The following is a 26,691-nucleotide window of genomic DNA, read 5'->3' as shown; positions in this document are numbered from 1 at the left end:
GGGCTCGCGGTCAGGCCCTCTTAAAGGGCCGCCAGGCCACGGGCGAGATCGGCCTTGAGGTCGTCGAGCTCTTCCAGGCCGACGGCGATCCGCACGAGGCTGTCGCTGATGCCGGCCCTGGCCCGGTCTTCCGGGCTCAGGCGGCCATGGGTGGTGGTGGCCGGATGGGTGATGGTGCTCTTGCTGTCGCCGAGGTTGGCGGTGATCGAGATCAGCCGCGTCGCGTCGATGAAACGCCACGCGCCTTCCTTGCCGCCGGCCACCTCGAAGCTCAGCACCGCGCCAAAGGCCTTCTGCTGGCGCCTGGCCAGGTCGTGCTGCGGATGGCTCGGCAGCCCCGCATAGAACACCTTCTGCACGCCCGGCTGCTGCTCCAGCCATTCGGCCAGCGCCTGGGCACTGGCGCAATGGGCCTGCATGCGCAGGCGCAGGGTTTCCAGGCCCTTGAGGAACACCCAGGCGTTGAACGGGCTCAGGGTCGGGCCGGCGGTGCGCAGGAAACCGACCACTTCCTTCATGTGCTCGCTGCGCCCGGCGACGACGCCGCCCAGGCAGCGACCCTGGCCGTCGATGTACTTGGTGGCCGAATGGATGACCAGGTCCGCGCCCAGCGCCAGCGGTTGCTGGAGGACCGGCGTGCAGAAGCAGTTGTCTACCGCCAGCAGCGCGCCCTTGGCATGGCACAGTTCGGCCAGCCGCGCGATATCCACCAGTTCGGCCAGCGGGTTGGACGGCGACTCGACGAAGACCAGCCGGGTATTGGCCTTGAAGGCCGCGCGCCAGGCCTCGTAGTCAGTCAGCGGCACATAGTCGACTTCCACGCCGAAGCGCTTGAAGTACTTGTCGAACAGCGAAACGGTCGCGCCGAACACGCTGCGCGAGACCAGGATATGGTCCCCGGCCGAGCACAGGCTCATCACCATGGCCAGGATGGCCGCCATGCCCGAAGCAGTGGCGACCGCCTGCTCGGCGCCTTCCAGCGCCGCGATGCGCTCCTCGAAGGTACGCACCGTGGGATTGGTGTAGCGCGAATAGACATTGCCGGGCACCTCGCCGGCGAAGCATGCCGCCGCATCGGCGGCGCTGCGAAAGACGTAGCTGGAGGTGAAAAACAGCGGCTCGCCGTGCTCGGCCTCGGGGGTGCGCCGCTGGCCGGCGCGTACCGCCAGCGTATCCAGCCCGACGCCGTCAAGGTCACTGTTCAGGCGCCCGGCGTCCCATTCGTTGGTCATGCTCGATCCCTCACTTCGCCTGCCGTCACCGCGGCAGGTCACCTGGGTTCAGTTGGTGTTGTACAGGTCGATGATGGCACTCACCGCATTGGCCTTGACCTTGGTCGCGTCGTTGCGCGCCTGCTCGATCTTGTTCAGGTAGGCCTCGTCGATGTCGCCGGTGACGTACTTGCCGTCGAATACCGCGCAGTCGAAATTGTCGATCTTGATCTTCTTGCTACCGCTGACCGCCTCGATCAGGTCCGGCAGGTCCTGGTAGACCAGCCAGTCGGCACCGATCAGCTCGCAGACTTCCTCGGTGCTGCGGCCGTGGGCGATCAGCTCGTGGGCGCTGGGCATATCGATGCCGTAGACGTTCGGGTAACGCACTGCCGGTGCGGCCGAGCAGAAGTAGACATTCTTCGCCCCGGCCTCGCGCGCCATCTGGATGATCTGCTTGCAGGTGGTGCCGCGCACGATGGAATCGTCCACCAGCATCACGTTCTTGCCACGGAACTCCAGCTCGATGGCGTTGAGCTTCTGCCGCACGGATTTCTTGCGCGCTGCCTGGCCGGGCATGATGAAGGTACGGCCGATGTAGCGGTTCTTGACGAAGCCTTCGCGGAACTTCACACCCAGGCGGTTGGCCAGCTCCAGTGCCGCGGTACGGCTGGTATCGGGAATCGGGATGACCACGTCGATGTCGTGGTCCGGGCGCTCGCGCAGGATCTTGTCGGCGAGTTTCTCGCCCATGCGCAGGCGCGCCTTGTACACCGAGATACCGTCCATGATCGAGTCCGGACGCGCCAGGTAGACGTGTTCGAAGATGCAGGGTGCATAGGTGGGGTTCTGCGCACACTGGCGGGTGAACAGCTTGCCCTCTTCGGTGATGTACACCGCCTCGCCGGGCGCCAGGTCGCGAATCAGGGTGAAGCCCAGTACGTCCAGCGACACGCTCTCGGAGGCGATCATGTACTCTACGCCCTCGTCGGTGTGACGCTGGCCAAAGACGATCGGGCGGATGGCGTTCGGGTCGCGGAAGCCGACAATTCCGTAGCCGGTGACCATCGCGACGACGGCGTAGCCACCGCGGCAGCGCTCGTGCACCTTGCTTACGGCGGCGAAGACGTCTTCCTCGGTCGGCTGCAGCTTGCCGCGCACGGCCAGCTCGTGGGCGAACACGTTGAGCAGGACCTCGGAGTCGGAATTGGTGTTCACATGGCGTAGGTCCGACTCGTAGATTTCCTTGGTCAACTGGTCGACGTTGGTCAGGTTGCCGTTGTGCGCCAGGGTGATGCCGTACGGCGAGTTGACGTAGAACGGCTGCGCCTCGGCGGAACTCGAGCTGCCGGCTGTGGGATAGCGGATGTGGCCGATGCCCATGTTGCCGACCAGGCGCTGCATGTGGCGCTGCTGGAAGACGTCGCGCACCAGGCCGTTGTCCTTGCGCAGGAACAGGCGGCCGTCATGGCTGGTCACGATGCCCGCCGCATCCTGGCCACGGTGTTGCAGCACGGTAAGCGCGTCATAGAGCGCCTGATTGACGTTCGACTTACCGACGATGCCGACGATGCCACACATGCAAGGAACCTCTCAGTTTCTACAGGAGCCGGAAACGCGGCAGATCGCGCCTCCGTGATAATAGGACTCAACCGGCTTCGTTGAGCGATCCGGCCAGCCACTGGCTGCTGATACCGAGTATCAGATTCTTCGACCAGTCGGCGACCATCAGAAAATGCGGCAGCAGCACCGATTCCTGCCACCAGCGGTCCTCGTGAACCGGGGCCAGGCTGACCAGCCCGGCGAGCACGACCACCAGCAGACCGCCCCGGGCCGCGCCGAACACCATGCCCAGAAAGCGATCGGTGCCGGAAAGACCGGTCACCCGGATCAGCTCGCCGATGAGGAAGTTGACCAGCGCGCCGACCAGCAGCGTTGCCACGAAGAGAATCGCGCACGCGGCGATCACTCGAGCCGATGGGGTGGCGATGAATTCTTCCAGATGGTGCGACAAGGCCCCGCCGAACATCCAGGCGACTACACCGGCGACGATCCAGGTCAAAAGCGACAACGCTTCCTTGACGAAGCCCCGTTTCAGACTAATCAGGCTGGAGACCGCGATGACCGCGATGATGCCCCAGTCAACCCAGGTAAAGGCCACGAAATCTTCAAGCAAGAGAGGGAAAGGCCGCGGAGTTTACCAGACAGCCCCGGCACGGCGTAAGCGCCCCTCCCTGCATCGCCATCGCCTCAGCGCGATTCGGGCGTGAAGCGCACGACGAAGCCATCGAGCTTCTGCTGGCGGTGCAGTTGATCGCGCAGCTTGCCGGCCTCGGCGCGCTCGATCAACGGCCCGACGAACACCCGGTTCATGCCGTCGACGGTACGCACATAGGCGTTGTAACCCTGGGCCCGCAGCTTGGCCTGCAGGGCTTCGGCGCTCTGGCGATTGGAGAGACTGGCCAGCTGTACCGACCAGCTAACCGGCAGGTTGGCCGCGTCCAGACGCTGCTCGGCTCCGGATGCGGGATCAGGTACCGGCGCAGGGGCCGTCGGCGAGGCGGTTACCGGCGGCGGGCTGTCCGGCACCGCAGGCTCGGCCGGTTGCGCCGGTGCGGCGTCGGCCGGCATGGCTTCTGCCTGCGCCTGGCCAGGCTCGTCCTCGATGATTTCGAAGCCTTCCGGTACCGAGCCCGGGCGAAGCTCCTGGGGCGAGGTTTCGGCGGTGGCCGCGGGCGAAGCGGGCATGGGCGGCGCATCCACCTCGACGGGGCGCTGCTCGTTCTTGCCGCTGAGCAGCATCGGCACGAAGATCACCGCCAGCGCCATCAATACCAGCGCCCCCACCATGCGTTGCTTGAGACCCCTGTCCAGCATGGGCATGCCACCTCAGCGTCGATTGAGCCAGTCCAGCGCTTCGGACACGCAGTAGAAGGATCCGAACAGCAGGATTTCATCGCCCTGCCCGGCCTGGGCGCACTGGGCTTCCAGGGCGGCAGCGATGCTGGCATGTTCGCTCACCGAGGCGCCCCGCTCAAGCAGGGCCTGGCGCAGCTGTGCCGCACTGCGTGAGCGACTGGTCGGCAGCGTCGCCACCGCCCAGTGGGCGATCGCCGGCAACAGCGGCTCGATCACGCCATCCAGATCCTTGTCCGCCAGCAGCCCGAACACCGCCAGGCGACGCCCCGACAGCGGCCGCTCGGCCAGTTGCGCCGCCAGATACCCTGCGGCGTGGGGATTGTGCCCCACGTCGAGCATCAGCGGCACCTCGCGCCCGTTCCAGCACACCAGGCGCCGGTCGAGCCTGCCGAGCAGCCGCGTCACGCCGATCGCCTGGCGCACACGGTCGGCGCTCCAGGCGATGCCAGTCATGATGAACGCCTGCAGGGCCAGCGCGGCATTCTCCATCGGCAGCGTGCACAGCGGCAGGTCATGCAGTTCGATCAGCGCGCCGTCGGCCCCGACACCGCGCCAGCTCCAGGCCTCGCCACCGATGGCCAGGTCATAGTCGCGACCACGCAGCAGCAATGGCGCCGACAGCTCGGCCGCGCGCTCGAGCAGCGGCTGGGGTGGCTGCAGGTCGCCGCATACCGCGGGCTTGCCGGTGCGCAGGATGCCGGCCTTCTCGAAGGCCACGCTTTCGCGGGTATCGCCAAGCCAGTCAGCATGATCCAGCCCCACGTTGGTGATGACCGCGACGTCGGCATCGAGCAGGTTGACCGCATCCAGCCGGCCGCCAAGCCCGACTTCCAGTACAACGGCATCGAGCCCGGCGCGCTGGAACAGCCAGAACGCGGCAAGCGTGCCCATCTCGAAGTAGGTCAGGGACACCTCGCCCCGCGCCCGCTCGACAGTCTCGAACGCCTCGCAGAGTTCGGCATCGCTGGCCTGCTGGTCGCCGATACGCACCCGTTCGTTGTAGCGCAGCAGGTGCGGAGAGCTGTAGACGCCGACCTTCAAGCCCTGCGCGGCGATGAGCTCGGCAAGGAAGGCACAGGTCGAACCCTTGCCGTTGGTCCCGGTCACCGTCACGACCTTGGCCGCGGGACGCTCGAGCCCCAGGCGATCGGCGACCACCCGGATGCGATCGAGGCCCATGTCGATCGCGCTCGGGTGCAACTGCTCCAGGTAGCTCAGCCAGTCGGCAAGGCTGCGACTCATGCGCTGGCGGCGACCTGGGTCGGCTCGACAGGGCTGGGCAGGCGTTGCATCTGCGCCAGCAGACGCGCCAGGCGCGAGCGCAGCTCGGCACGCGGGATGATCAGGTCGATGGCACCGTGATCAAGGAGGAACTCGCTGCGCTGGAAGCCTTCGGGCAGCTTCTCGCGCACGGTCTGCTCGATCACGCGCGGGCCGGCGAAGCCGATCAACGCCTTGGGCTCGGCGACGATCACATCGCCGAGCATCGCCAGGCTGGCCGAGACGCCGCCGTAGACCGGGTCGGTGAGCACGGAGATGAACGGCAGCCCCTCTTCACGCATGCGTGCCAGCACGGCGGAGGTCTTGGCCATCTGCATCAGCGAGATCAGTGCTTCCTGCATCCGCGCGCCGCCGGAGGCCGAGAAGCAGACCAGCGGGCAGCGCTGTTCCAGGGCGACGTTGGCCGCCTGGACGAAACGCTCGCCGACGATGGCGCCCATGGAGCCGCCCATGAAGGAGAATTCGAAGGCACAGGCCACGACCGGGGCCTTGAACAGGGTGCCGCGCAACGCGATCAGGGCATCCTTTTCGCCGGTCTGCTTCTGCGCGGCGACCAGGCGGTCCTTGTACTTCTTCGAGTCGCGGAACTTGAGGCGATCCACCGGCTCGAGCTCGGCGCCGATCTCCTCGCGCCCTTCGGCATCGAGGAAGATGTCCAGACGGGCACGGGCACCGATACGCATGTGGTGCTGGCACTTGGGGCAGACATCGAGGGTCTTTTCCAGCTCGGGGCGATACAGCACGGCCTCGCAGGAGGGGCATTTGTGCCAGAGGCCTTCCGGGACCGAGCTTTTGCGGGTCTCGGAGCGCATGATAGAGGGGATCAGCTTGTCTACCAGCCAGTTGCTCATGCTTGTTGTTCTCCAAAACTTGATATCGGCATGCTCACATGCCCAGGCAGATTCTTTTCGAAGCAGGACGAGCGTTCGATCCTCTTCGCCGATGCGGCACCATGCGTCTGGCGCCGTCGAGGGCCTTTCAACCCGATGAAAAACAGTACCGAAAGCGGCGACTCGTTACTGGACGGTCGCCGCCGTGTCAGCGTCACATGCCACGCACCCGGGCGACGAACTCCTGAACCCGGCGCGGATCCTTGATGCCCTTCTCCAGCTCGACGCCACCGCTGACATCGACCGCATAGGGGCGGGTCTGCTCGATGGCCTGGCCGACGTTGTCCACCGTCAGTCCGCCGGCCAGGATCAACGGCAGCGGCAGGTCGGCGGGAATGCTGCTCCAGTCGAATCGCTCCCCCGTACCGCCCGGGATTCCAGGCACGTAGCTGTCCAGCAGGATGGCGCAGCCATTGCGATAGCGCTGGATCCGCTCGGCCAGCCCCTCACTCTCGCCGACGCGCAGCGCCTTGAACCAGGGGCGGCCATGGCCCTCGCACTGCTCGGGCGTTTCATCGCCGTGAAATTGCAGGACGTCGAGAGAGACCGCGTCGAGCACCTCGCCGATCTCGCAGCGGCTCGCATTGACGAACAGCCCCACCTTGGTCACGAACGGAGGCAGTGCCGCGACGATACGCCTGGCCTGGGCGATGTTTACCGCGCGCGGGCTGGCCGCGTAGAAGACCAGGCCGATCGCATCGGCGCCGGCCGCGGCCGCGGCCAGCGCGTCCTCGACCCGCGTGATGCCACAAATCTTGCTGCGTACGTTCAAGCGCGCCACCTCAAATGATCGGCGATGGTAACAAATGCGGCCTCGCCTGCAAGCACGGGGCGGCACCTGCCACGCCAGTCGTGACGCGAGGCGGCGCCAGCGTGCCCTCGCCTAAGCTAGGCGCGGATGGCCATGCAGTCCGGCAGGCCGGAAAGGAAATGCGGCCCCAGGTAGCGCTCCGGCAGCAGGAACTCCGTGGGGTACTCGACGTGAACCAGATAGAGCCCGTAGGGATGCGCCGTCACGCCGCCCAGTTCCCGGCGGCGTGACTCGAGCACCTGGCGCGCCCAGTCGACCGGCCGCTCGCCGGCGCCGATGGTCATCAGCACCCCGGCGACGTTGCGAACCATGTGATGCAGGAAGGCATTGGCACGAATGTCGATGACGATCAGCCGGCCGGACTCGAGCAGCTCGAGATGATGAACCGTCTTGACCGGTGACTTGGCCTGGCACTGCCTGGCGCGGAAGGCGCTGAAATCGTGCGTGCCCACCAGGCATTTCGCTGCCTCGCGCATCCGCGCCAGATCCAGCGGGCGATGGTTCCAGGTCACTTCCTCGGCGAGGTGTGCCGGGCGGATCAGGTCGTTGTAGATCACGTAGCGGTAGCGGCGCGACATCGCACTGAATCGTGCATCGAAATGCGCCGGCATCTCGCGCGCCCAGGTGACGCTGATATCCGCGGGCAGGTTCGCGTTCGCCCCCATCACCCAGGCATGCGGCGTACGCTCCACGTCGGTATCGAAATGCACGACCTGGCCGCTCGCATGCACCAGCGCATCGGTTCGGCCGGCACAGCTCAGGCTGACCTGGTGGCCGCCCGCCACCCGCGTCAGCGCCTCTTCCAGGGCCTGCTGCACGGAGGGCACGCCATCGACCTGCCGCTGATAGCCGCGATACCTGGCGCCCTTGTATTCGACTCCCAGGGCGATCCTGGAAACGGCAACGGCAGCCGAGTCGGCTGCCGTCTGTTCAGTTACCCGTGCTTCCATTTCAGGCCAGCTTGGCGAGCATTTCACGTGCTTCCTGCTGCTGGGCGCTATTGCCCTCGGCGAGCACCTCGTCGAGGATGTCGCGAGCGCCCTCGGCGTCCCCCATGTCGATATAGGCGCGGGCGAGATCCAGCTTGGTGGTCGCCTCGTCGGTATCGGCAAAGAAGTCGAAATCCTCTTCCTGCGTCACCGCTGCGCCCTGCCCCGGCTCATCCGGTCGAACCTCCGACTGTACCGGTGGCTGCTCTGCGGGCGGCTCATGGGAAGCGGCAACATCCAGCTCCGGCGAGGACGAAGCGGTAGGCTCGTCCATGTCCAGCGAGAGGTCGTCGAGGGACAGATCGAACTCGTCGGACAATGCACCGGCCTCCTTCGGCTCGTCGACCAGGCCGAAATCGAAACCCTCGCCGATGGAAGCGTCGGCCTGCGCAGCCGGCTGTTCCTGGCCCACCGGCGAGCTGGCCGAGTCCGAATCGCTGGCGAAGTCGAAGGAAAGGTCATCCAGCTCATCGGTGGCGACCGGCCGGGAAGCAGGCTCGGCCGGCAGATCGAACGAGAAGTCGTCGAGCTCCGATGCAGCCGGCGTCGGCTGCTCGGCAGTGAAATCGCTCGCCTCGGGCTCGGCGAAAGCGCCATGCCCGCCGTCGAGGTCGGCATTGCCGCCGCCCTGCGCTTCGAGCTCGGCATCCAGGTCATCAAGGCTGAGGTCGAAGGCGTCATCCAGATCCTGACCTGGGGCGGCCGGCAGATCATCGAGCTGAAGGTCGTCGAGGTCGAGACTGTCCAGCTCGCTCTGGGATGCCGCCGCGCCGGCAGCCACCGCGCCGAGCGCCATGGCCGGGTACTTGAATTTCAGTTGTTCGATCTGGGCGTGGCTGCCGACGGCATCGATATCGCGCAGCTCGGTCTCCTGGCGGGCGAAGCCTTCGCGATCGCCAAGCTCGGCGTAGACCTCCATCAGCTTCAGGCGCAGATCGGTACGCTGCGGCTCGTCATTGAGCGCGGCCTGCAGCAGCTCTGCCGCCTGGTTGAAGCGCCCATAGGCGATATAGATGTCGGCTTCGGCCAGGGGGTCGGCAGTCGCCGGAGCCAGCGGCTCGGCAACCGACTGCGCGACCTCGCTCACAGCGACCGGCTGGCCGAGATCCACTGGCTCGGCCGGATAGCTGCTGGCAGGCAGCCCAAGGTCGTCTTCGCGTTCGGCCAGCAGGCTTTCCTGGAGTTCGGCCTCCTTCATGGCGTTTCGCCGCGACAAGGCCATTAGCCCAACCAGCAACAGCAGCAACGCACTGCCACCCAGCACGCCTAGCAGCAGCGGGTTGTCAGTGTATTGGTCGAAAAAACCGCGCTCCACCGGAGCGGGAGCGGGCTTCGGGACAGGCTTGGCCGCCGGCTTGGCTGGGGCTTCCGGCGCGCGCGGCGCCTCGCTGGCAGCGGGCTTGGCCGGTGCTACAGCAGGCTCCGGCTGGCTTGGGTTCTGGTCTGCCGGAGCCTCAGCAGAGCCAGCCGTTGCAGGCTCGGCCTCGCGGGCCGGCTCGACCGCGGCCGGCGACGCTTCCCCCGGCTGCCCGGCTGCGCCGGCCTGCCCTTCGCCGCCCAGCTGCGCCTGCAGCTTGGCGAGCTGGTCGTCCTTGAGCTGCATGAGCTTCTGCAGCTTGTCCAACTGGCCCTGCAGATCGCTGAGACGATCGTTGAGCTCGGCGTTCTCGCGCTTGCTGGAGTCGAGGTTCTCCTGGGTCACGGCCAGCTTGTCCCGCAACGCGGCGACCTCGTTGCCGGCACCGGTATCGGAGCCTGCGATCGACTTGCCTGCATCGGCGGCTACCAGGCGGAGATTGTCGCGGTTCTCGCTGCGCGCCGGCGCATCGCCGGCCGTGGTGCGGCGGGTGGCATCCATCTGGCGTGCCGCGGCAACGCTACTGCGCCCCTGGCGCCAGGCGGTATTCTGCCGGCCCACCTCGGCGATGGCCTCGGCCTGGCTGCGCGCCCTCACCTGCTCGTCGGTCGGCAGCCGCAGCACCTGGCCGCTCTTCATTCGGTTGATGTTGCCGTCGATAAAGGCACCCGGATTGAGATCCTGGATGGCCAGCATCGTCTGGTGCACGGATCCGCCGCGACGGGCCTGCTCGGCGACCTGCCACAGCGTGTCGTCGGTAGTGGTCCGGTATTCGTTGCCCGCCTGGGCCGTGGCGGGCGCGGCTGCCGCCGGAGTCGGGCGCACCGCTGTGGGATTTGTGCTGGCGCGTGGAGCGGTGGCAGGCGCCGGCTGCGGTGCGGCAATCGGCAGTTGCGGGGCCACGGCCGCCACGGTCTCGGGCGAATAGAGCGGCGGATCGAGCAGCAGCGTGTACTCGCGCAGCAGGCGCCCGCTCGGCCAGACGACCTCGACCAGGAAATTGAGGTACGGCTCGCGCACCGGCTTGCTGGAGGAAACCTGGATCACGCTCTTGCCATCGGGCCGCACGACCGGGGTGAACTTGAGATCGGTCAGGAAGTACTGGCGATCGATACCGGCACGATTGAAATCTTCGACCGAAGCCAGCGCGGGAATGACTTCACCGGGGCCAAGGTTCTTGGCATCGAGCAGTTCGATCTCCGCAACCAGCGGTTGATTCAGCGATGACTTCAGCGCTACCTCGCCAAGCCCCAGGGCGTAGGCCATTTCGGTGGTCAGCGCCGTAGCCGCTGCGATTGCCAGCACCAGATTTCGAACCCGAACCATTATCTACTTCCCTTGTTTATCCTTTTCTCGAACTTCGAGAAGGGTCTCAAAGCCACTGCCCGCGCCGCATTGGCGCCCCCAACAGTGATAAGCCTTTCCAGCGCCAACAGCTAGAATAGTTCTTCGAATTTCCGGGCAAGTATCTTTTACGGATAGTGTTTTATCAACAACTCGCCCGACAGCACGGCATTGAGTGCCGCGCCTTTTCGCACGTTATCAGACACAATCCACAAATTGACTTCGCACGGATCGGCGACGCCGGAACGCAGCCTGCCGACGCAAATCACATCCTGCCCCAACGCGTCACCGACGGCGGTGGGATAGTCCCCGGCCTCGCTCAACTCGACATCCTGCGTGGCTTCCAGCGCCTCGTGCAGCAACGCCAGCTCGACCGGATGCTCGAACTGCAGCGATACGCTCAGGCTCTCGCCGAAGAATACCGGCGCCTGGACGAAGGTCGCCGAGACCGACAAGCGGGGCAGCTCGAGCAACTCCGCCAGCTCGCCAGACAGCCGGCGCTCGGCCGGAGCATGCCCCTGCTCGTCCGGAGTTTCTGCCTGGGCGAGCAGATTGAACGCCACCTGGCGATCGAACAGACGAGGCTCGAGCGGCCGGGCATTGAGCAGCTCGGCGGTCTGCCGAGCCAGCTCCTTGACGCCTCCACGTCCGCGCACCGAAACCGGCAGGCAGGCCGTCACCACCACCCGGCGCAGGGTTGCCCGCCTTGTCAGCGGCGCCAGCGCGGTGGCCAGCGCGACCGCAACGGTGCCCGGGCAGCGCACGCGCCGCGGCACTGGCATCTGCGCAACGCTGCCCTCGCGCACGCCGGGCAGGACACAGACCGAAGCGCCAGGCTCGAGCGCACCGGCCAGGTCGATCACGTCGCAGGCCAGCCGATTCAGCGTCTCGCGCACGGCGGCATCGGCAACCGTCGCCGCGACGAAGACCAGCTGGACGCCTGAGAAATCGAACGCGGCCGCATCCCGGATGCGCAGGTTGCGCTGACCGAATGCCAGCGACTGCCCCAGCGCATCGCCGCTGTCGAGCAGGTGCAGCGCGCCAACCGGAAAGTCCCGCTCCTGCAGCAATTCCACCAGCGCTTCCGCCTCCAGGCTGGCAGCCCCCACGATTGCGATATCGACCACGCACAACTCTCCTTCGAACTGGTGCGGCACTGTACCCGAATGCCCGCCGACTGTGATCGATCGGCTTGCCGAAGCGACGAAGCGCCGAGGGCGGCCGGACCCGGAAAATGAAAAGGCCTGGGTCCGGCAACCGGACCCAGGCCTTTCCTGCTGCTGGCGGAGCGCACCGAGGGTGCGCCTCCGCCGCCGGAATCAGCGCTCGAGCAGAATCCGCAGCATGCGACGCAGCGGCTCGGCAGCGCCCCACAACAGCTGGTCGCCGACGGTGAAGGCGCCCAGGTAGTGCGACCCCATGTTCAGCTTGCGCAGGCGCCCTACCGGAACGGTCAGCGTACCGGTCACGGCGGCCGGGCTGAGCTCGCGCATGCTGTCTTCGCGATGGTTGGGCACCAGCTTCACCCAGGGGTTGTGCTGGCTGATCAGGCCCTCGATGTCCGAAATCGGCACATCCTTGTTGAGCTTGATGGTCAGCGCCTGGCTGTGGCAGCGCATAGCGCCTACCCGCACGCAGATGCCGTCGACCGGAATCGGGCTCTTGAAGCGACCGAGGATCTTGTTGGTCTCGGCCTGGGCCTTCCATTCCTCGCGACTCTGCCCGTTGGGCAGCTCCTTGTCGATGTAGGGAATCAGGCTGCCGGCCAGCGGCACGCCGAAGTTGTCCACCGGGAAGGCCTCGCCACGCTGGGTCTCGGCGACCTTGCGGTCGATATCCAGGATCGCGCTCGCCGGGTTGGCCAGCTCGTCGGATACCGCGGCGTTGATCACGCCCATCTGGCGGATCAGTTCGCGCATGTTCTGCGCGCCGGCGCCGGAAGCGGCCTGGTAGGTCATGGCGCTCATCCACTCGACCAGCCCGGCCTCGAACAGGCCACCAAGGCCCATGAGCATCAGGCTGACGGTGCAGTTGCCGCCGATGTAGTTCTTGGTTCCCGCATCGAGCTGCTGGTCGATCACCCGGCGGTTGACCGGATCGAGCACGATCACCGCGTCGTCCTGCATGCGCAGCGCCGAGGCCGCATCGATCCAGTAGCCCTGCCAGCCGGCTTCGCGCAGCTTGGGGAAGACTTCGCTGGTGTAGTCGCCACCCTGGCAGGTCAGGATCACGTCGAGCGCTTTCAGCTCGTCGATGCTGTAGGCGTCCTTCAGAGGGGCGGTTTCCTTGCCGATGGCAGGGCCCTGGCCGCCGACGTTGGAGGTGGTGAAGAACACCGGCTCGATCAGGTCGAAGTCACGCTCTTCCAGCATTCGCTGCATGAGCACGGAACCGACCATGCCGCGCCAACCGATCAGACCTACACGTTTCATCACTGACTACACCTATAAATAAAGTGGCCCGCCGCCAAGACGGGCCAGAAAGATTACAACTTCGCGAGCGCCGCGACTACCGCATCACCCATGCCCTGGGTACCGACCTTGGTACAGCCGGCGGACCAGATGTCGCCGGTGCGCAGGCCCTGGTCGAGCACATCGCTGACGGCACGCTCGATGGCGTCGGCAGCCGCCGTCTCGCCAAAGCTGTAGCGCAGCATCATGGAGACCGAGAGGATGGTCGCCAGCGGGTTGGCGATGCCCTGACCTGCGATGTCCGGCGCCGAGCCGTGGCACGGCTCGTACATGCCCTTGTTGTTGGCATCCAGCGAGGCGGACGGCAGCATGCCGATGGAACCGGTGAGCATGGAAGCCTCGTCCGACAGGATGTCGCCGAACATGTTGTCGGTGACCATCACGTCGAACTGCTTGGGCGCGCGCACCAGCTGCATGGCGGCGTTGTCCACGTACATGTGCGACAGCTCGACCTCGGGGTAGTCCTTGGCCACTTCCTCGACCACGGCGCGCCATAGCTGGCTGGACGCCAGCACGTTGGCCTTGTCCACCGAGCAGAGCTTCTTGTTGCGCACCATGGCCATGTCGAAACCGACCTTGGCGATGCGGCGGATCTCGCTCTCGCTGTACGGCAGCGTGTCATAGGCCATGCGCTCGCCGTTCTCTAGCACTTTGCTTTCGCGCGGCTTGCCAAAGTAGATGCCGCCGGTCAGCTCGCGCACGATCAGGATGTCCAGACCGGCGACGATTTCCGGCTTGAGCGAGGAGGCCTCGGCCAGTTGCGGATAGAGCAGCGCCGGGCGCAGGTTGCCGAACAGCCCCAGTTCGGAGCGGATCTTCAGCAGGCCGCGCTCGGGGCGGATGGCCGGATCGATCTTGTCCCACTTCGGGCCGCCCACGGCACCGAGCAGGATGGCGTCGACGCCGCGGGCCCGCTCGAGGGTCTCATCGGCCAGCGGCACGCCGTACTTGTCCACTGCCGCGCCGCCCAGCTCGTCGTAGCTCAGCTCGAAGCCGAGACCGAACTTGTCGTTGGCCAGCTGCAGGACCTTGATCGCCTCGGCCATGATTTCCGGACCGATGCCGTCGCCCGGGAGAACCAGAATCTGCTTGCTCATTGCGTTCCTCTATTTTTTGTAGGGTGGATGACGCTTTTTTCATCCACCGAAAACCCTGCAAGGTGGATGGATGAAGCGTCATCCACCCTACCCTCACCGCGTTACTTGATCGCGCCGAACAGCCAGGGGCTGCGCGCCTTGTGCTGCTGCTCGAACGCGCGGATCGCCTCGGCGTTCTGCAGCGTCAGGCCGATGTCGTCCAGGCCGTTGAGCAGGCAGTGCTTGCGGAAGGCATCGATCTCGAAGCGGTACTGCACGCCGTCGGGACGGGTCACGGTCTGCGCCGCGAGGTCGACCGTCAGCCGGTAGCCCTCGGTGGCCTCGGCCTGTGCGAACAGGGCGTCAACTTCCTCTTCCTTCAGCACGATCGGCAGCAGGCCGTTCTTGAAGCTGTTGTTGAAGAAGATGTCGGCGAAGCTCGGCGCGATGATCGCGCGGAAGCCGTACTCGTCCAGTGCCCAGGGCGCGTGCTCGCGGGACGAGCCGCAGCCGAAGTTCTCGCGCGCCAGCAGCACGCTGGCACCCTGGTAGCGTGGCTGGTTGAGCACGAAGTCCTTGTTCAGCGGGCGCTGCGAGCAGTCCTGGCCGGGCATGCCCTCGTCCAGGTAGCGCCACTCGTCGAACAGGTTCGGGCCGAAGCCGGTGCGCTTGATCGACTTGAGAAACTGCTTGGGAATGATCTGGTCGGTATCGACGTTGGCGCGATCGAGCGGGCAGACCAGGCCGGTGTGTTGGGTAAAGGCTTTCATGTCTCGTCTCCTCAGGCCTGGATCAGCTCGCGTACATCGATGAAGTGACCGGTCACCGCGGCAGCCGCGGCCATCGCCGGGCTGACTAGGTGGGTCCGCCCGCCGGCGCCCTGGCGCCCCTCGAAGTTGCGGTTGGAGGTGGACGCGCAGTGCTCGCCGCTGCCCAGCTTGTCCGGGTTCATCGCCAGGCACATGGAGCAACCCGGCTCGCGCCATTCGAAGCCGGCCTCGATGAAGATGCGGTCCAGCCCTTCCTGCTCGGCCTGCTGCTTGACCAGGCCCGAGCCCGGCACCACCAGCGCCTGCTTGACGTTGGCCGCGACCTTGCGGCCCTTGGCGACCTCGGCGGCGGCACGCAGGTCCTCGATGCGCGAGTTGGTGCAGGAGCCGATGAACACACGGTCCAGCTTGATCTCGGTGATTGGCTGGTTGGCGGCCAGGCCCATGTACTTGAGCGCGCGCTCGATCGAGCCGCGCTTGACCGGGTCGGCCTCGGCGGCCGGGTCCGGCACGCGCTCGTCGACGGCCAGGACCATCTCCGGCGAGGTGCCCCAGGACACCTGCGGCTTGATCTCCTCGGCCTTCAACTCGACCACCGCGTCGAACTGCGCATCGGCATCGGACACCAGGTCGCGCCATTGCGCCACGGCCTGCTCCCACTGCTCGCCCTTCGGCGCGTAGGGGCGCCCCTCGACGTAGGCGATGGTCTTCTCGTCGACCGCCACCATGCCGACGCGGGCGCCGGCCTCGATGGACATGTTGCAGATGGTCATGCGGCCTTCCATGGACAGCTCGCGGATGGCACTGCCGGCGAACTCCATGGCGTAGCCGGTGCCGCCGGCGGTGCCGATCTTGCCGATCACCGCCAGCACGATGTCCTTGGCGGTCACGCCGAACGGCAGCTGGCCTTCGACGCGCACCTGCATGTTCTTCATCTTCTTGGCGATCAGGCACTGGGTGGCCAGCACATGCTCGACCTCGGAGGTGCCGATGCCGTGGGCCAGCGCGCCGAAGGCGCCGTGGGTCGAGGTGTGCGAGTCGCCGCAGACCACGGTCATGCCCGGCAGGGTCGCACCCTGCTCCGGGCCGATGACATGCACGATGCCCTGGCGGATGTCGTTCATCTTGAATTCGAGGATGCCGAAGTCATCGCAGTTCTCGTCCAGCGTCTGCACCTGGATGCGCGAGGTTTCATCGGCGATGGCATCGACACCGGCCTTGCGGTCGGGGGTGGTCGGCACGTTGTGGTCGACGGTGGCGATGTTGGCATCGATGCGCCAGGGCTTGCGATTGGCCAGGCGCAGGCCTTCGAAGGCTTGCGGCGAGGTCACCTCGTGGAGGATGTGGCGGTCGATGTAGATCAGCGACGAACCATCGTCGCGGCGCTTGACCTCGTGCATTTCCCAGAGCTTGTCATACAGCGTCTTGCCGGCCATCGGACTTTCCTCATCTAGGTTCTATGCCGGGCGAATAGCCCTTGCGCTTTATGGGCGATCCTAGGGACTTGCAGGGAATTACTCAAATTCATATTTTTCATCCACTCGATTCCACAAAGGAATCCAAACGCTCGCCCCGCCAGGAGGAAATCCGTGGACCTCGCCAACCTCAACGCCTTCATCGCCGTCGCCGAAACCGGCGGCTTCTCGCTGGCGGCCGAGCGCCTGCACCTCACCCAGCCGGCGGTCAGCAAGCGCATCGCGGCGCTGGAGCAGCAGCTCGATGTGCGGCTGTTCGACCGCCTCGGCCGCGAGACCGGCCTGACCGAGGCCGGCCGCGCCCTGCTGCCGCGCGCCTACCAGATCCTCAACGTGCTGGATGACACCCGCCGCGCACTGACCAACCTCAACGGCGAGATCGCCGGCCGGCTGAGCCTGGCGACCAGCCACCACATCGGCCTGCACCGCTTGCCGCCCCTGCTGCGCGCCTTCACCCGGCGTCATCCGGGGGTCAACCTGGACATCCGCTTCCTCGACTCCGAGGTGGCCTATGAAGAAGTGCTGCATGGCCGCGCAGAGCTGGCGGTGATCACCCTGGCGCCCCATACCAGCGCGCCGGTGCGCGCGATGCCGGTCTGGGACGACCCGCTGGAGTTCGTCGTCGCGCCGGAGCATCCGCTGGCGAGCAAGGCGGATGTCAGCCTGGCGGACGTGGCCGGCTACCCTGCAGTGTTCCCTGGCGGCAATACCTTCACCCACCACATCGCCCAACGCCTGTTCGAGCGCGAAGGGCTGACGCCGAACATCGCCATGAGCACCAACTACATGGAGACGATCAAGATGATGGTCTCGATCGGCATCGCCTGGAGCGTACTGCCGCGCACCATGCTCGATGCCCAGGTGGTGAGCCTGCCGTTGCCGGGCGTGCAGCTGGCACGCCAGCTGGGCTACATCCGGCACGACGAGCGGACGCTGTCCAACGCCGCGCGCGCCTTCATGGCGCTGCTGGACGCCGAGCGGCGGCTTGCATGAGCCGGCGGGCAGGCGATAACGTCGGCGGCATAACAAGAACAGACGTACCCTATGACCGACGATCCCCGCGTCCCGCCCCCTGGCACCGACGAACCCCGTCCGCCGCGCCCACGCATCCAGGCCTACATCCCCGCTCCCCACGAACAGCCCTGGCAGGACAGCGAATCCTTGCTCGCGGTGCTCGGCCAGGCACGCTTCGGCGTCTGGTCCTGGGAGCTGCACAGCGGCCGGGTGATCTGGTCGCGCCAGGCGCAGGCGCTGTTCGGCCTCGATGACCAGGCGCTGGGCTCGCAGGGCCTGGACTACCTGCAACTGGTTCCCGAGGCCGATCGTCCGGTCGTGGCCGCGACCTTCGAATCCGCGGTGCGCAACGCCCTCGAGCACCTGCGCCTGGAGCACCGGGTGCGCTGGCCGGACGGCTCGCTGCGCTGGCTGGAGATCACCGGCCAGCGCCACCAGACCGCCCAGGGCCCGGTGTATGTCGGCGTGGCGCACGACTGCACCGAGCAGCATCGGCAGGCCGAGGCGCTGCGCGACAGCCAGGAGCGCCTGCAGCTGGCCCTGGAATCGGTCCGCCTGGGCACCTGGGATTGGGACATTCCGAACAACACCCTCTACGCCTCGGCGCGCGCCTCGGATCTGCAGGGCGTGACGAGCGGGCCGTACCACGGACCGTTCCGGGATTTCTTCGCCTGCGTGGCCGACGAGGACCGGCGGCGGATGCGCCAGGTCTACCAGGAACTGCTCGCCGGGCAGCGCCAGGAATACCAGGTCACCTACCGCGCCACCGGACCGAACGGCCAGACCCGCCACCTGGAAAGTACGGCCAAGCTCTACCGCGACGCCGCCGGCCGGCCGCAGCGCATGGCCGGCATCATCATGGACATCAGCGAGCGGGTGCAGCGCGAACAGCGCCTGAGCGCCTCGGAGGAGAAGTTCGCCACCCTGTTCCAGGCCAGCCCCGACCCCATCTGCCTGACCCGCATCGGCGACGGCCGCTTCCTGGAGGTCAACCCCAGCTTCTGCGAGACCTTCGGCTGGGCGCCACAGGAGATCGTCGGCCGCAGCGCGCCGGAGATCGGCTTCTGGCTGGACGAGCGGCGCCGCGCCGAACTCTATGCCCAGCTGCGCGACCAGCACGGCCTGGACAACGCCGAGGTGCAGTTCCGCACGCGCGACGGGCGCATCCTCACCTGCGTGGTGTCGTCGCGCTTCATCCGCATCGAGCGGCGGCTGAGCATCATCACCACCTTCCGCGACATCACCACGCGCCAGCAGGCCGAGGCGGCGCTGCGCGCCAGCGAGGCACGCTTCGCCACCGCCTTTCGCGCCAGCCCCGACGCCATCACCATCACCGAGCGCAACAGCGGGCGCTTCCTCGAGGTCAACGACGGCTTCCACCGGCTCACCGGCTATCGCCCGGAGGAAACCATCGGCCGCACCGCCGCCGAGCTCGCGCTGTGGCAGGGCGGGCAACGCGAGCTGCTGATGCAGCGGCTACGCCGGGACGGCCGGGTCAGGAACATGGAAATGCTCGCCCTGGACCGCAGCGGGCAGAGCCGCCACATCGAGGTTTCGGCCGAGCCCATCGAACTCAACGGCCAGCAGTGCCTGCTGCTGACCGCACGCGACATCAGCCAGCTCAAGGCCGCCCAGGCGCAGGTGCTGCACATGGCCTACCACGACCCGCTGACCAACCTGCCCAACCGCACGCTGCTGATGGACCGTCTCAGCCAGCAGAGCGCGCTGCTCAAGCGCCACGACATGCGCGGCGCCCTGCTCTTCCTCGATCTCGACCATTTCAAGCACATCAACGACTCGCTCGGCCACCCGGTCGGCGATGCGGTGCTCAAGCTGATCACCGCCCGCCTGGAGGCCAGCGTGCGCCAGGAAGACACCGTCGCGCGCCTGGGTGGCGACGAGTTCGTGGTGCTGCTCACCGGCCTGGAAGGCCGGCGCGCGGAAGTCATCCTGCATGTCCGCTCGGTCGCCGAGAAACTGCGCCAGCTGCTCGCCGAGCCGATGCTGTTCGACGGCCAGCAACTGCGCGTCACGCCGAGCATCGGCATCGCCCTGATTCCCGACCACGGCGACTCGCCGGCCGACCTGCTCAAGCGCGCCGACATCGCCCTCTATCGCGCCAAGGATGCCGGGCGCAACGCCATCCAGATCTTCCACTCCAGCATGCAGGACGCCGCCAGCACCCGCCTGCGGCTCGAGCAGGACCTGCGCCAGGCACTGGCGCGCGACGAGTTCGAGCTGCACCTGCAACCACAGGTGGATGCCCGTGACGGCCGCATCATCGGCGCCGAGGCGCTGCTGCGCTGGCGCCACCCAGAGCAGGGCATGCAGTCGCCGGCCTCGTTCATCGCCGTGCTGGAGGAAAGCGGCTTGATCATCGAGGTCGGCGACTGGGTGATCGAGCAGGCCTGCCGGATCGCCGCATGCCTGCACGCCGAGGGCCTGGTGGACCCCGCCGCGTTCAGCCTCAGCGTCAACATCAGCCCGCGGCAGTTCCGCCAGCAGGACTTCGTCGAGCGGGTCGCCAGGGCGCTGGGGCGCAGCGAGCTGCCGCAGCAGGCCATCACGCTGGAGATCACCGAGGGCATCGTCATCCAGAACCTGGACGACACCATCGCCAAGATGCGCCGGTTGCGCCAGCTGGGCGTCCGCTTCGCCATGGACGACTTCGGCACCGGCTATTCGTCGCTCACCTACCTCAAGCGCCTGCCGGTGGACGAGCTGAAGATCGACCAGTCGTTCGTGCGCGATGCGCTGGTCGACGGCAACGATGCGCAGATCATCCGCGCCATCGTCAGCATGGCCGACGGCCTCAACCTGTCGGTGGTCGCCGAGGGCGTCGAGCAGCCCGCGCAGCTCAAGATGCTCCAGCGACAGGGTTGCCACCGCTACCAGGGCTACCTGTTCAGCAAGCCCTTGCCCTTCGAACTCTTCCGCGCCCTGCTGGCCGGCGCCGCGGACTGCTGAAACCGCCGGCGCGCCCGGGGGGCAACTATAGTGAAACGAGACGGTTCGCGATTGTCCGGGCGCAGGCCCGGATGCTGATCGGCGTCGCGGTCAGAAAGCCGTCTGCGTGGCGTGGCGGCGCACGCGCTGCAGCCTGGAGGTGAACATGCTCCATGCAATCGCAAGGTCGAGCGGCGTCGCGCTGGTCGCCCTGCTGCTCGGTGCCCCGACCGCCTGGGCCGAGGACGCTGCCGCACAGCCGACGCTCTACGAGCGCCTCGGCGGCCTGGCACCGATCACCGTGGTGGTCAGTGACTTCATCGACGTGCTCGTGCCGGATCCACAGCTCAACGCCAACCCGGCGATCGACGAAGCACGCAAACGGGTCCCGGCGCCGTACCTGAAGTACCGGGTCAGTTCCATGGTCTGCGCCGCCACCGGCGGCCCCTGCATCTACCAGGGACGCGGCATGAAGGAAACCCACGCCGCGCTGAACATCAGCCCGAGCGAGTGGGAGCGCATGGTCGAGCTGTTCAAGGAGGTGCTGGCCAAGCACCAGGTGCCGGCGGCCGAACAGCAGGAGCTGCTGGCGATCGTCGACTCGACCCGGGGGGACATCGTCACCAGCCGCTGAGCCCGGACTGGCTAACAGGAAGGGCGCCCGCAGGCGCCCTTCTTCTTGCTCGTGTCGCTCAGCCCTGCAGTGCCGGGCGCTCGCCGTTGATCGGGATGCGCTTGGGCTTGGCCTCCTCCGGCACGATGCGCTCGAGGTCGATATTGAGCAGGCCGTTGGCCAGGGCGGCGTTGCGTACCTCGATATGGTCGGCCAGGCGGAACGACAGCTTGAAGCCGCGCTGGGCGATGCCCTGGTGCAGGTAGGTCACCTGGTCGGCGTCCTTGTCGCGCTTGCCGCCGGAGATGGTCAGCACGCCGCGCTCGACCTGCAGTTCGAGATCCGCCTCGGTGAAGCCGGCGGCAGCGACTACGATGCGATAGTGATCATCGCCGCGCTTCTCGACGTTGTAGGGCGGGTAGGAACTGCCGGTCTCGTTGCGCAGCGCCGACTCGAACAGGTCGTTGAAGCGGTCGAAGCCGACGGACTGGCGGAACAGCGGAGCCATGGAAAACGTGGTCATGCTCGTATCTCCTGAATTTCAGCGAGTGATTGGCGGGACCCGACTTCGGCATCCCACGGTCATCTAGATAGGCACCGCTCGGCGGATTTCAAGAGCACGCCGAAGCACCGTTCATCGGGAGCAACCATGGAAAAAGTCATGCTCATCACCGGCGCCAGCCGCGGCATCGGCGCCGCCACCGCGCGCCTGGCCGCGCGCCAGGGCTACGCGCTGTGCCTGAACTACCACCAGCGCGCCGACGCCGCCGAGCGGCTGGTCGAGGAGCTCCGCCAGGCCGGCGGCCGCGCCATCGCCGTCGCCGCGGATGTCGCCGACGAGCAGCAGGTGCTGGCGCTGTTCGCCGCGCTGGACCGCGAGTACGGGCGCCTCGACGTGCTGGTCAACAACGCCGGCATGCTGGAGCGGCAGATGCGCCTGGAGCAGATGGACGCCGCGCGGCTGCAGCGGGTCTTCGCCACCAACGTGGTGGGCAGCTTCCTCTGCGCGCGCGAAGCGGTACGACGCATGGCCACCTCGCACGGCGGCCGCGGTGGCGCCATCGTCAACCTGTCATCGGTGGCCGCCCGGCTGGGCGCGCCGAACGAGTACATCGACTACGCCGCCGCGAAGGCCGCGATCGACACCCTGACCATCGGCCTGGCCAAGGAAGTGGCCGCCGAAGGCATCCGGGTCAACGCCGTGCGTCCCGGCGTGGTGCATACCGAGATCCATGCCAGCGGCGGCGAGCCGGACCGTGTCCGCCGCGTCAGCGCCAGCGTGCCGATGGGCCGCGGCGGCCAACCCGAGGAGATCGCCGAAGCCGTGCTCTGGCTGGCCGGCGACCAGGCCAGCTATGCCAGCGGCGCGCTGCTCGATATCAGCGGCGGGCGCTAGTTGGCGCCCCGCCTGGCCTGTTCAACGGGCCGCTTGCGACGAGCCTGGGCCTAGCCACACCGATCGGCCGCCGGCTCGGGCGAGACACTCTCGACGCCGAGCAACCGGTCGATGCGCAGGCAGTCATTCTCTCGGCGGATCACGGCGAACAGCTCCACCGCCTGCGGATAGCTGCGCGTGAGCATCGCCAGCCACTGCTTGAGCCGGCCGGGCGCGTAGCGCGGCGCCAGCTTGCGCCGCGCCTGTCGCCAGAAGTCGCTGATCAGCGGCAGCAGTTCCTGCCAGCTCATCTCCTGCACCGGCAGACCGGCGCGTACGGCGGCGATCTGCCGGGCCAGGTCCGGTCGCGACACCAGCCCGCGGCCGAGCATCACGTCATCGACCCCGCTGACCGCCCGGCAACGGTGCCAGTCGTCCAGCGTCCAGACTTCGCCGTTGGCCAGCACCGGCACCGCGACCACGTCCTTGACCTGCGCCACCCATTCCCAGTGCGCCGGCGGCTTGTAGCCGTCGAGCTTGGTGCGCGCATGCACGACCAGCTGTCCGGCACCGCCCTCGGCCAGCGCGCGGGCGCAATCCAGCGCGCCGTCCGGGCTGTCGTAGCCCAGGCGCATCTTGGCCGTCACCGGGATCGGGGCCGGTACCGCGCGGCGCACCTCGCGGACGATGGCGTGCAGCAGCTCGGGCTCCTTGAGCAGCACGGCGCCACCGCGCGACTTGTTCACCGTCTTGGCCGGGCAACCGAAGTTGAGGTCGATCGCCGGTGCGCCGAGGCTGCAGGCAAGCACCGCATTGTCGGCCAGGCAGGCCGGATCGGAGCCGAGCAACTGCACGCGCATCGGCGTGCCGGCACGGGTCAGCGAACCGACGGCGAGCTCGGGGGCCAGCTTGTGGAAGCTGCTCTCGGGCAGGAGTCGATCACAGACCCGGATGAACTCGGTCACGCACCAGTCCAGCCCGCCGACACGGGTCAGCACGTCGCGCATGATGTCGTCGACCAGGCCTTCCATCGGCGCCAGGGCGATCTGCATGAAGGATGGCCACCATCGAAAAGGGGCCGGCATTGTAAGGATTCGCCGCCCTTTTGCGCAGCCATCGATCGGCCGTCGTCAGCGCTCGCGGTCATCGCCCAGCCGCGGCCGGCGGCGATGCTCCATGTCGGTCTCGTTGCCGCCATGGCCAGGCTCCTCGATGCTCGGCGTCGAGCGCCGCGGCCGGTTCTCGCGCCGGGCGGCGTCATGCGCCTCGTCCGGCTGCGGTTCCAGCCGGCGGATGCCCTCGCCGGTCCCCATCGACCCGTTACCGGCCGCACGATCGACCGGCGCACCGTCGCTGCTCTGCGCCAGCAGGTCGCCGCCCAGCGCCGGCTGGACGGCCGTGGCGAGCAGCAGGCAAAGCCCGGCAATCAGACATCGTGGCGCTCGCATGGCTGCGTCCTCCCTCTTGCCCATTCAAGTTTGGCAGCGCGCCTCGGCCAAAGTGCGCGGGCACGCCGCTCGCCGGACCGATGGCAATCTGAACCCTCCCGGCGCCGCGGGGTCCATTTTCCACGGACGAGACAACTCACGGAGACGAGAAGATGGCACCTGCGCTGATGATCGTGGCAATGCTGCTGGGCTGGCTGTCGGCCGCCATGGCGATGCTCTGGGGCATGCTGCGCATCGCCCGCCGGCGCCAGCCTCGGCCGGACCAGGCGCACCGTGAAACCGGGCCTGCCCTGCCCGCTGCACCGACCGGTCGTCACACGCGCTTCATATTCTGCGTGACATCCCGGCTGAGGTCTGTAGAATGCACGCCGCGGGATGGAGCAGTCTGGTAGCTCGTCGGGCTCATAACCCGAAGGTCGTTGGTTCAAATCCAGCTCCCGCAACCAATTACGAAAGGCCACTCGATCGAGTGGCCTTTTTCGTTTCCGGCCTAAGTACCTGAGCCGGAATGACTTTTCTCGGCGCGACGGGTTGACAGGTAGCCTTCAGGCTGTAGAATGCCGCCCCACAGACGCGGGATGGAGCAGTCTGGTAGCTCGTCGGGCTCATAACCCGAAGGTCGTTGGTTCAAATCCAGCTCCCGCAACCAAATACGAAAGGCCACTCGATCGAGTGGCCTTTTTCGTTTCTGTTCTCAGTAGCTCGCCCCGTCCACCGCGACGCGTGCGGCGAGCTCGTCGGCCGGCGCCTGCAGGTGGCGCAACCGGCGTAGCTGGCCGACCCGCTCCAGATTTCCCGCCGCAACCGCGTAGTGCCCCGGCGACAGCTCCAGCGCGCTGCGGAAGAACTGCTCGGCCTCGTCGAGCCGGCCCTCGACCAGACAGATATAGCCCACCTCGTTGCTGGCCTCGGCGCGATTGCTGCTGCGCTCGAAGGTGGCGATGGCTTCCTCGTAGCGGCCAGCACGCGCCAGCAGCAGGCCGAAGTTGCGCAGCAGCGGCGAGTAGCCTGGCGACTGGTCGATGGCGCGCCGGTACAGGCGCTCGGCGGCGTCCCAGCGCCCGGCCAGGTAGTAGGAATAGGCCTGGCTGTTCTGCACCAGCGGCGAGCGCGGGTCGATCTGCAGGGCCAGGCGGTAGTAGCCCTCGGCCTCGGCGAAGGCCGAGCCGAGGTCGGCGAGCACGCCGAGGGCGTTGTACAGGCGCACTGGCGAGGCCTTGTCTACCGACAGTCCCGCCGGCGACAGCGCAGCCTCCGGTGCCGGCGCGCCCAGCCGCTGCTGGTCCAACCGCACCGCCCGCTCGAGCAGGCTGCGCGCTGCCCCGCTGTCGCGCTGCGCCAGGCGCAACAGGCCCAGCTCGGCCAGCGCTTCGATGTCGTCCGGCGCCTTCTGCAGCACCTCGTTCAGCGCCATCTCCGCCAGCTGGCTGTTGCCGCGCTCGCGGTGGATGCGCCCGACCGCCACCAGCGCCGCATGCCGCTTGGGTTCCAGTTCCAGCGTGCGCAGATAGAGGTAAAGCGCCTGGTCGAGATCACCGCCACGGTAGGCCATGTCGGCCAGCTGCATCGCCTGGTCGGCGCTGCCGGCCTGCTTGCGCACCTGGTAGAGCACCGAGTTGTCGCCCGAGTACACCGAGCGCATGCCCTGGGGCGCGTCGAAGCTCTGGCAGCCGACGAGCGCGCCGCTCACTGCCAGCAATAGTGCGAGCCTTTTCATGTCACAGCCTCCCGAATGCCTTGAGTACACCGATGATGGCCGGACCGATGGCCACCAGGAAAAAGCTCGGCCACAGGCAGAAGATCAGCGGGAAGACCAGCTTGGTGCCAATCTTCGCCGCCTGCTCCTCGGCCGCCTGGGTGCGCCGGTCGCGAAACTCCTCGGCGTAGATGCGCAGCGTGTCGGCCACGCTGCTGCCGAAGCGGATGCTCTGTGCCAGCAGGCTGATCAGCCCGCCGATGTCTTCCAGCCCGGTGCGCTCGGCGAGGTTGCGCAGCGCATCGGCACTGGAGATGCCGGCGCGGATCTCGGCGTTGACCAGCGCCAGCTCCTCGGCCAGTTCGCCGTGGCTGACCGCCAGTTCCTCGGCGACGCGCTCGATGGCCTGGGGCAGCGCCAGGCCGGACTCGACGCACACCACCATCAGATCCAGCGCATCGGGGAAGGCCTGGCGCAGCCGGTTGATCCGCGCCGCCCGGCGCTTGTCCACCACCATCGCCGGCAGCAGCCAGCCGGCGCCGGCCAGCACCGCCGCGAGCAGGATCACCTGCAGCAGCGACAGCCCGCTGAGCAGCGGCAGCGCCATGATCGCGGCGCCGAACAGGCACAGCGGCAGCAGCAGACGCCAGGCCCAGTACAGCTGTGGCGCGGAGAGCGAGCGATAACCGGCCTGGATCAGGCGCAGGCGCGTGGCGCTGGGCGCGGCCTCGTCACTGGCGACGAAACGCTGGCCCAGCTGGGCAACCAGCAGCTGCAGGCCGCCGGAGGCCTGGGTCGGCATCGCCGCACCACCCTGGCTGCGACGGATCGCCAGCAGGCGCCGGCGCACCGGATCCTGCAGGCCGGCCGCCACCAGCCCGAGCGCGGCGAACACCAGCACCGCGCTGGCACCGATGGCCAGGCTGAAGATCAGCCGCACCATCGCCTCGTCCTGCACCGATGCACTGATCAGGCTCAGCAGGTAGTCCATGGCGCTCCCCTCCC

At 67.3% G+C, this 26,691-nt stretch carries 24 protein-coding genes and 2 tRNA genes; 7 read left to right on the top strand and 19 right to left on the bottom strand.

Features of this window, described 5'->3' with window-relative positions:
• Positions 1 to 20 precede the first annotated feature (20 nt).
• From L3N39_RS12535 to leuC, 14 genes are all read right to left on the bottom strand, one after another.
• A complete protein-coding gene (locus L3N39_RS12535; protein WP_237257668.1) occupies positions 21 to 1,232 on the bottom strand; it encodes an O-succinylhomoserine sulfhydrylase in 1,212 nt (403 codons plus the stop codon).
• 48 nt (positions 1,233 to 1,280) lie between these two features.
• On the bottom strand, positions 1,281 to 2,792 hold the full coding sequence (gene purF, locus L3N39_RS12530) for an amidophosphoribosyltransferase (protein WP_237257667.1): 1,512 nt from the start codon (positions 2,790 to 2,792) through the stop codon (positions 1,281 to 1,283).
• Positions 2,793 to 2,859: 67 nt separating this feature from the next.
• Positions 2,860 to 3,372: a CvpA family protein gene (locus tag L3N39_RS12525; protein WP_237257834.1), complete on the bottom strand. Its 513-nt coding sequence runs from the start codon at positions 3,370 to 3,372 to the stop codon at positions 2,860 to 2,862.
• Positions 3,373 to 3,461: 89 nt separating this feature from the next.
• Entirely contained in the window at positions 3,462 to 4,094 is a 633-nt protein-coding gene (locus L3N39_RS12520) for an SPOR domain-containing protein (protein ID WP_237257666.1), read from the bottom strand.
• 6 nt (positions 4,095 to 4,100) lie between these two features.
• Positions 4,101 to 5,372 (bottom strand): bifunctional tetrahydrofolate synthase/dihydrofolate synthase, encoded by a 1,272-nt coding sequence (gene folC, locus L3N39_RS12515; protein ID WP_237257665.1) that lies wholly within the window; start codon positions 5,370 to 5,372, stop codon positions 4,101 to 4,103.
• The gene (gene accD / locus L3N39_RS12510; protein WP_237257664.1) at positions 5,369 to 6,262 is read right to left on the bottom strand and encodes an acetyl-CoA carboxylase, carboxyltransferase subunit beta; all 894 of its coding nucleotides are present in this window, start codon (positions 6,260 to 6,262) and stop codon (positions 5,369 to 5,371) included. Before accD ends, folC begins: the two co-directional genes overlap by 4 nt.
• 193 nt (positions 6,263 to 6,455) lie before the next feature.
• On the bottom strand, positions 6,456 to 7,073 hold the full coding sequence (locus tag L3N39_RS12505) for a phosphoribosylanthranilate isomerase (RefSeq protein WP_237257663.1): 618 nt from the start codon (positions 7,071 to 7,073) through the stop codon (positions 6,456 to 6,458).
• A 116-nt stretch (positions 7,074 to 7,189) separates the two neighbouring features.
• Positions 7,190 to 8,062: a tRNA pseudouridine(38-40) synthase TruA gene (gene truA, locus L3N39_RS12500; protein ID WP_237257662.1), complete on the bottom strand. Its 873-nt coding sequence runs from the start codon at positions 8,060 to 8,062 to the stop codon at positions 7,190 to 7,192.
• Between the two features lies 1 nt (position 8,063).
• Entirely contained in the window at positions 8,064 to 10,784 is a 2,721-nt protein-coding gene (locus tag L3N39_RS12495) for a FimV/HubP family polar landmark protein (protein WP_237257661.1), read from the bottom strand.
• 146 nt (positions 10,785 to 10,930) lie between these two features.
• On the bottom strand, positions 10,931 to 11,929 hold the full coding sequence (locus L3N39_RS12490; protein ID WP_237257660.1) for an aspartate-semialdehyde dehydrogenase: 999 nt from the start codon (positions 11,927 to 11,929) through the stop codon (positions 10,931 to 10,933).
• A gap of 192 nt (positions 11,930 to 12,121) precedes the next feature.
• Entirely contained in the window at positions 12,122 to 13,234 is a 1,113-nt protein-coding gene (gene asd, locus L3N39_RS12485) for an aspartate-semialdehyde dehydrogenase (RefSeq protein ID WP_237257659.1), read from the bottom strand.
• A gap of 53 nt (positions 13,235 to 13,287) precedes the next feature.
• Positions 13,288 to 14,370, bottom strand: a complete 1,083-nt coding sequence (gene leuB / locus L3N39_RS12480) for a 3-isopropylmalate dehydrogenase (RefSeq protein ID WP_237257658.1) — start codon at positions 14,368 to 14,370, stop codon at positions 13,288 to 13,290.
• Between the two features lie 101 nt (positions 14,371 to 14,471).
• Positions 14,472 to 15,119, bottom strand: coding sequence for a 3-isopropylmalate dehydratase small subunit (gene leuD, locus L3N39_RS12475; protein WP_237257657.1), 648 nt, complete (start codon positions 15,117 to 15,119; stop codon positions 14,472 to 14,474).
• An 11-nt stretch (positions 15,120 to 15,130) separates the two neighbouring features.
• On the bottom strand, positions 15,131 to 16,555 hold the full coding sequence (gene leuC / locus L3N39_RS12470) for a 3-isopropylmalate dehydratase large subunit (protein WP_237257656.1): 1,425 nt from the start codon (positions 16,553 to 16,555) through the stop codon (positions 15,131 to 15,133).
• 153 nt (positions 16,556 to 16,708) lie between these two features.
• Here leuC and L3N39_RS12465 point away from each other — a divergent pair, with 153 nt between their 5' ends.
• From L3N39_RS12465 to L3N39_RS12455, 3 genes are all read left to right on the top strand, one after another.
• Positions 16,709 to 17,587 carry a LysR family transcriptional regulator gene (locus L3N39_RS12465; RefSeq protein ID WP_237257655.1) on the top strand — a complete coding sequence of 293 codons (879 nt, stop codon included), beginning with the start codon at positions 16,709 to 16,711 and terminating at the stop codon, positions 17,585 to 17,587.
• Between the two features lie 51 nt (positions 17,588 to 17,638).
• Complete coding sequence (locus L3N39_RS12460) at positions 17,639 to 20,575, top strand: sensor domain-containing protein (protein WP_237257654.1); 2,937 nt, start codon at positions 17,639 to 17,641, stop codon at positions 20,573 to 20,575.
• Positions 20,576 to 20,720: 145 nt separating this feature from the next.
• Positions 20,721 to 21,188: a group I truncated hemoglobin gene (locus L3N39_RS12455; RefSeq protein ID WP_237257653.1), complete on the top strand. Its 468-nt coding sequence runs from the start codon at positions 20,721 to 20,723 to the stop codon at positions 21,186 to 21,188.
• A gap of 58 nt (positions 21,189 to 21,246) precedes the next feature.
• Here the strand turns inward: L3N39_RS12455 and L3N39_RS12450 are convergent, their stop codons facing one another.
• Positions 21,247 to 21,690, bottom strand: coding sequence for an Hsp20 family protein (locus L3N39_RS12450; protein ID WP_237257652.1), 444 nt, complete (start codon positions 21,688 to 21,690; stop codon positions 21,247 to 21,249).
• Between the two features lie 126 nt (positions 21,691 to 21,816).
• Between L3N39_RS12450 and L3N39_RS12445 the strand changes: the two genes are divergently transcribed.
• Entirely contained in the window at positions 21,817 to 22,563 is a 747-nt protein-coding gene (locus tag L3N39_RS12445; RefSeq protein WP_237257651.1) for an SDR family oxidoreductase, read from the top strand.
• 50 nt (positions 22,564 to 22,613) lie between these two features.
• On the opposite strand, the gene L3N39_RS12440 is transcribed toward L3N39_RS12445, so the two are convergent.
• Together L3N39_RS12440 and L3N39_RS12435 are read right to left on the bottom strand one after the other, a co-directional pair.
• On the bottom strand, positions 22,614 to 23,594 hold the full coding sequence (locus L3N39_RS12440) for a tRNA dihydrouridine synthase (RefSeq protein ID WP_237257650.1): 981 nt from the start codon (positions 23,592 to 23,594) through the stop codon (positions 22,614 to 22,616).
• Between the two features lie 78 nt (positions 23,595 to 23,672).
• Complete coding sequence (locus L3N39_RS12435) at positions 23,673 to 23,990, bottom strand: hypothetical protein (protein ID WP_237257649.1); 318 nt, start codon at positions 23,988 to 23,990, stop codon at positions 23,673 to 23,675.
• Positions 23,991 to 24,142: 152 nt separating this feature from the next.
• Between L3N39_RS12435 and L3N39_RS12430 the strand changes: the two genes are divergently transcribed.
• The 3 genes from L3N39_RS12430 (at position 24,143) to L3N39_RS12420 (ending at position 24,639) form a co-directional block, all read left to right on the top strand.
• On the top strand, positions 24,143 to 24,382 hold the full coding sequence (locus L3N39_RS12430; RefSeq protein WP_237257648.1) for a hypothetical protein: 240 nt from the start codon (positions 24,143 to 24,145) through the stop codon (positions 24,380 to 24,382).
• Positions 24,360 to 24,436, top strand: a tRNA-Met gene (locus tag L3N39_RS12425). Before L3N39_RS12430 ends, L3N39_RS12425 begins: the two co-directional genes overlap by 23 nt.
• Positions 24,437 to 24,562: 126 nt before the next feature.
• Positions 24,563 to 24,639: transfer RNA gene (locus tag L3N39_RS12420), tRNA-Met, on the top strand.
• A gap of 45 nt (positions 24,640 to 24,684) precedes the next feature.
• Here the strand turns inward: L3N39_RS12420 and L3N39_RS12415 are convergent.
• Together L3N39_RS12415 and L3N39_RS12410 are read right to left on the bottom strand one after the other, a co-directional pair.
• Positions 24,685 to 25,707, bottom strand: coding sequence for a tetratricopeptide repeat protein (locus L3N39_RS12415; protein ID WP_237257647.1), 1,023 nt, complete (start codon positions 25,705 to 25,707; stop codon positions 24,685 to 24,687).
• Position 25,708: 1 nt separating this feature from the next.
• Entirely contained in the window at positions 25,709 to 26,677 is a 969-nt protein-coding gene (locus tag L3N39_RS12410; protein ID WP_237257646.1) for a type II secretion system F family protein, read from the bottom strand.
• Between the last annotated feature and the right edge of the window lie 14 nt (positions 26,678 to 26,691).

The organism is Pseudomonas oligotrophica (genome assembly GCF_021726475.1).
In the GTDB taxonomy this organism is placed as follows: domain Bacteria; phylum Pseudomonadota; class Gammaproteobacteria; order Pseudomonadales; family Pseudomonadaceae; genus Stutzerimonas; species Stutzerimonas oligotrophica.
This window is presented reverse-complemented; position numbering and strand designations above follow the sequence as displayed.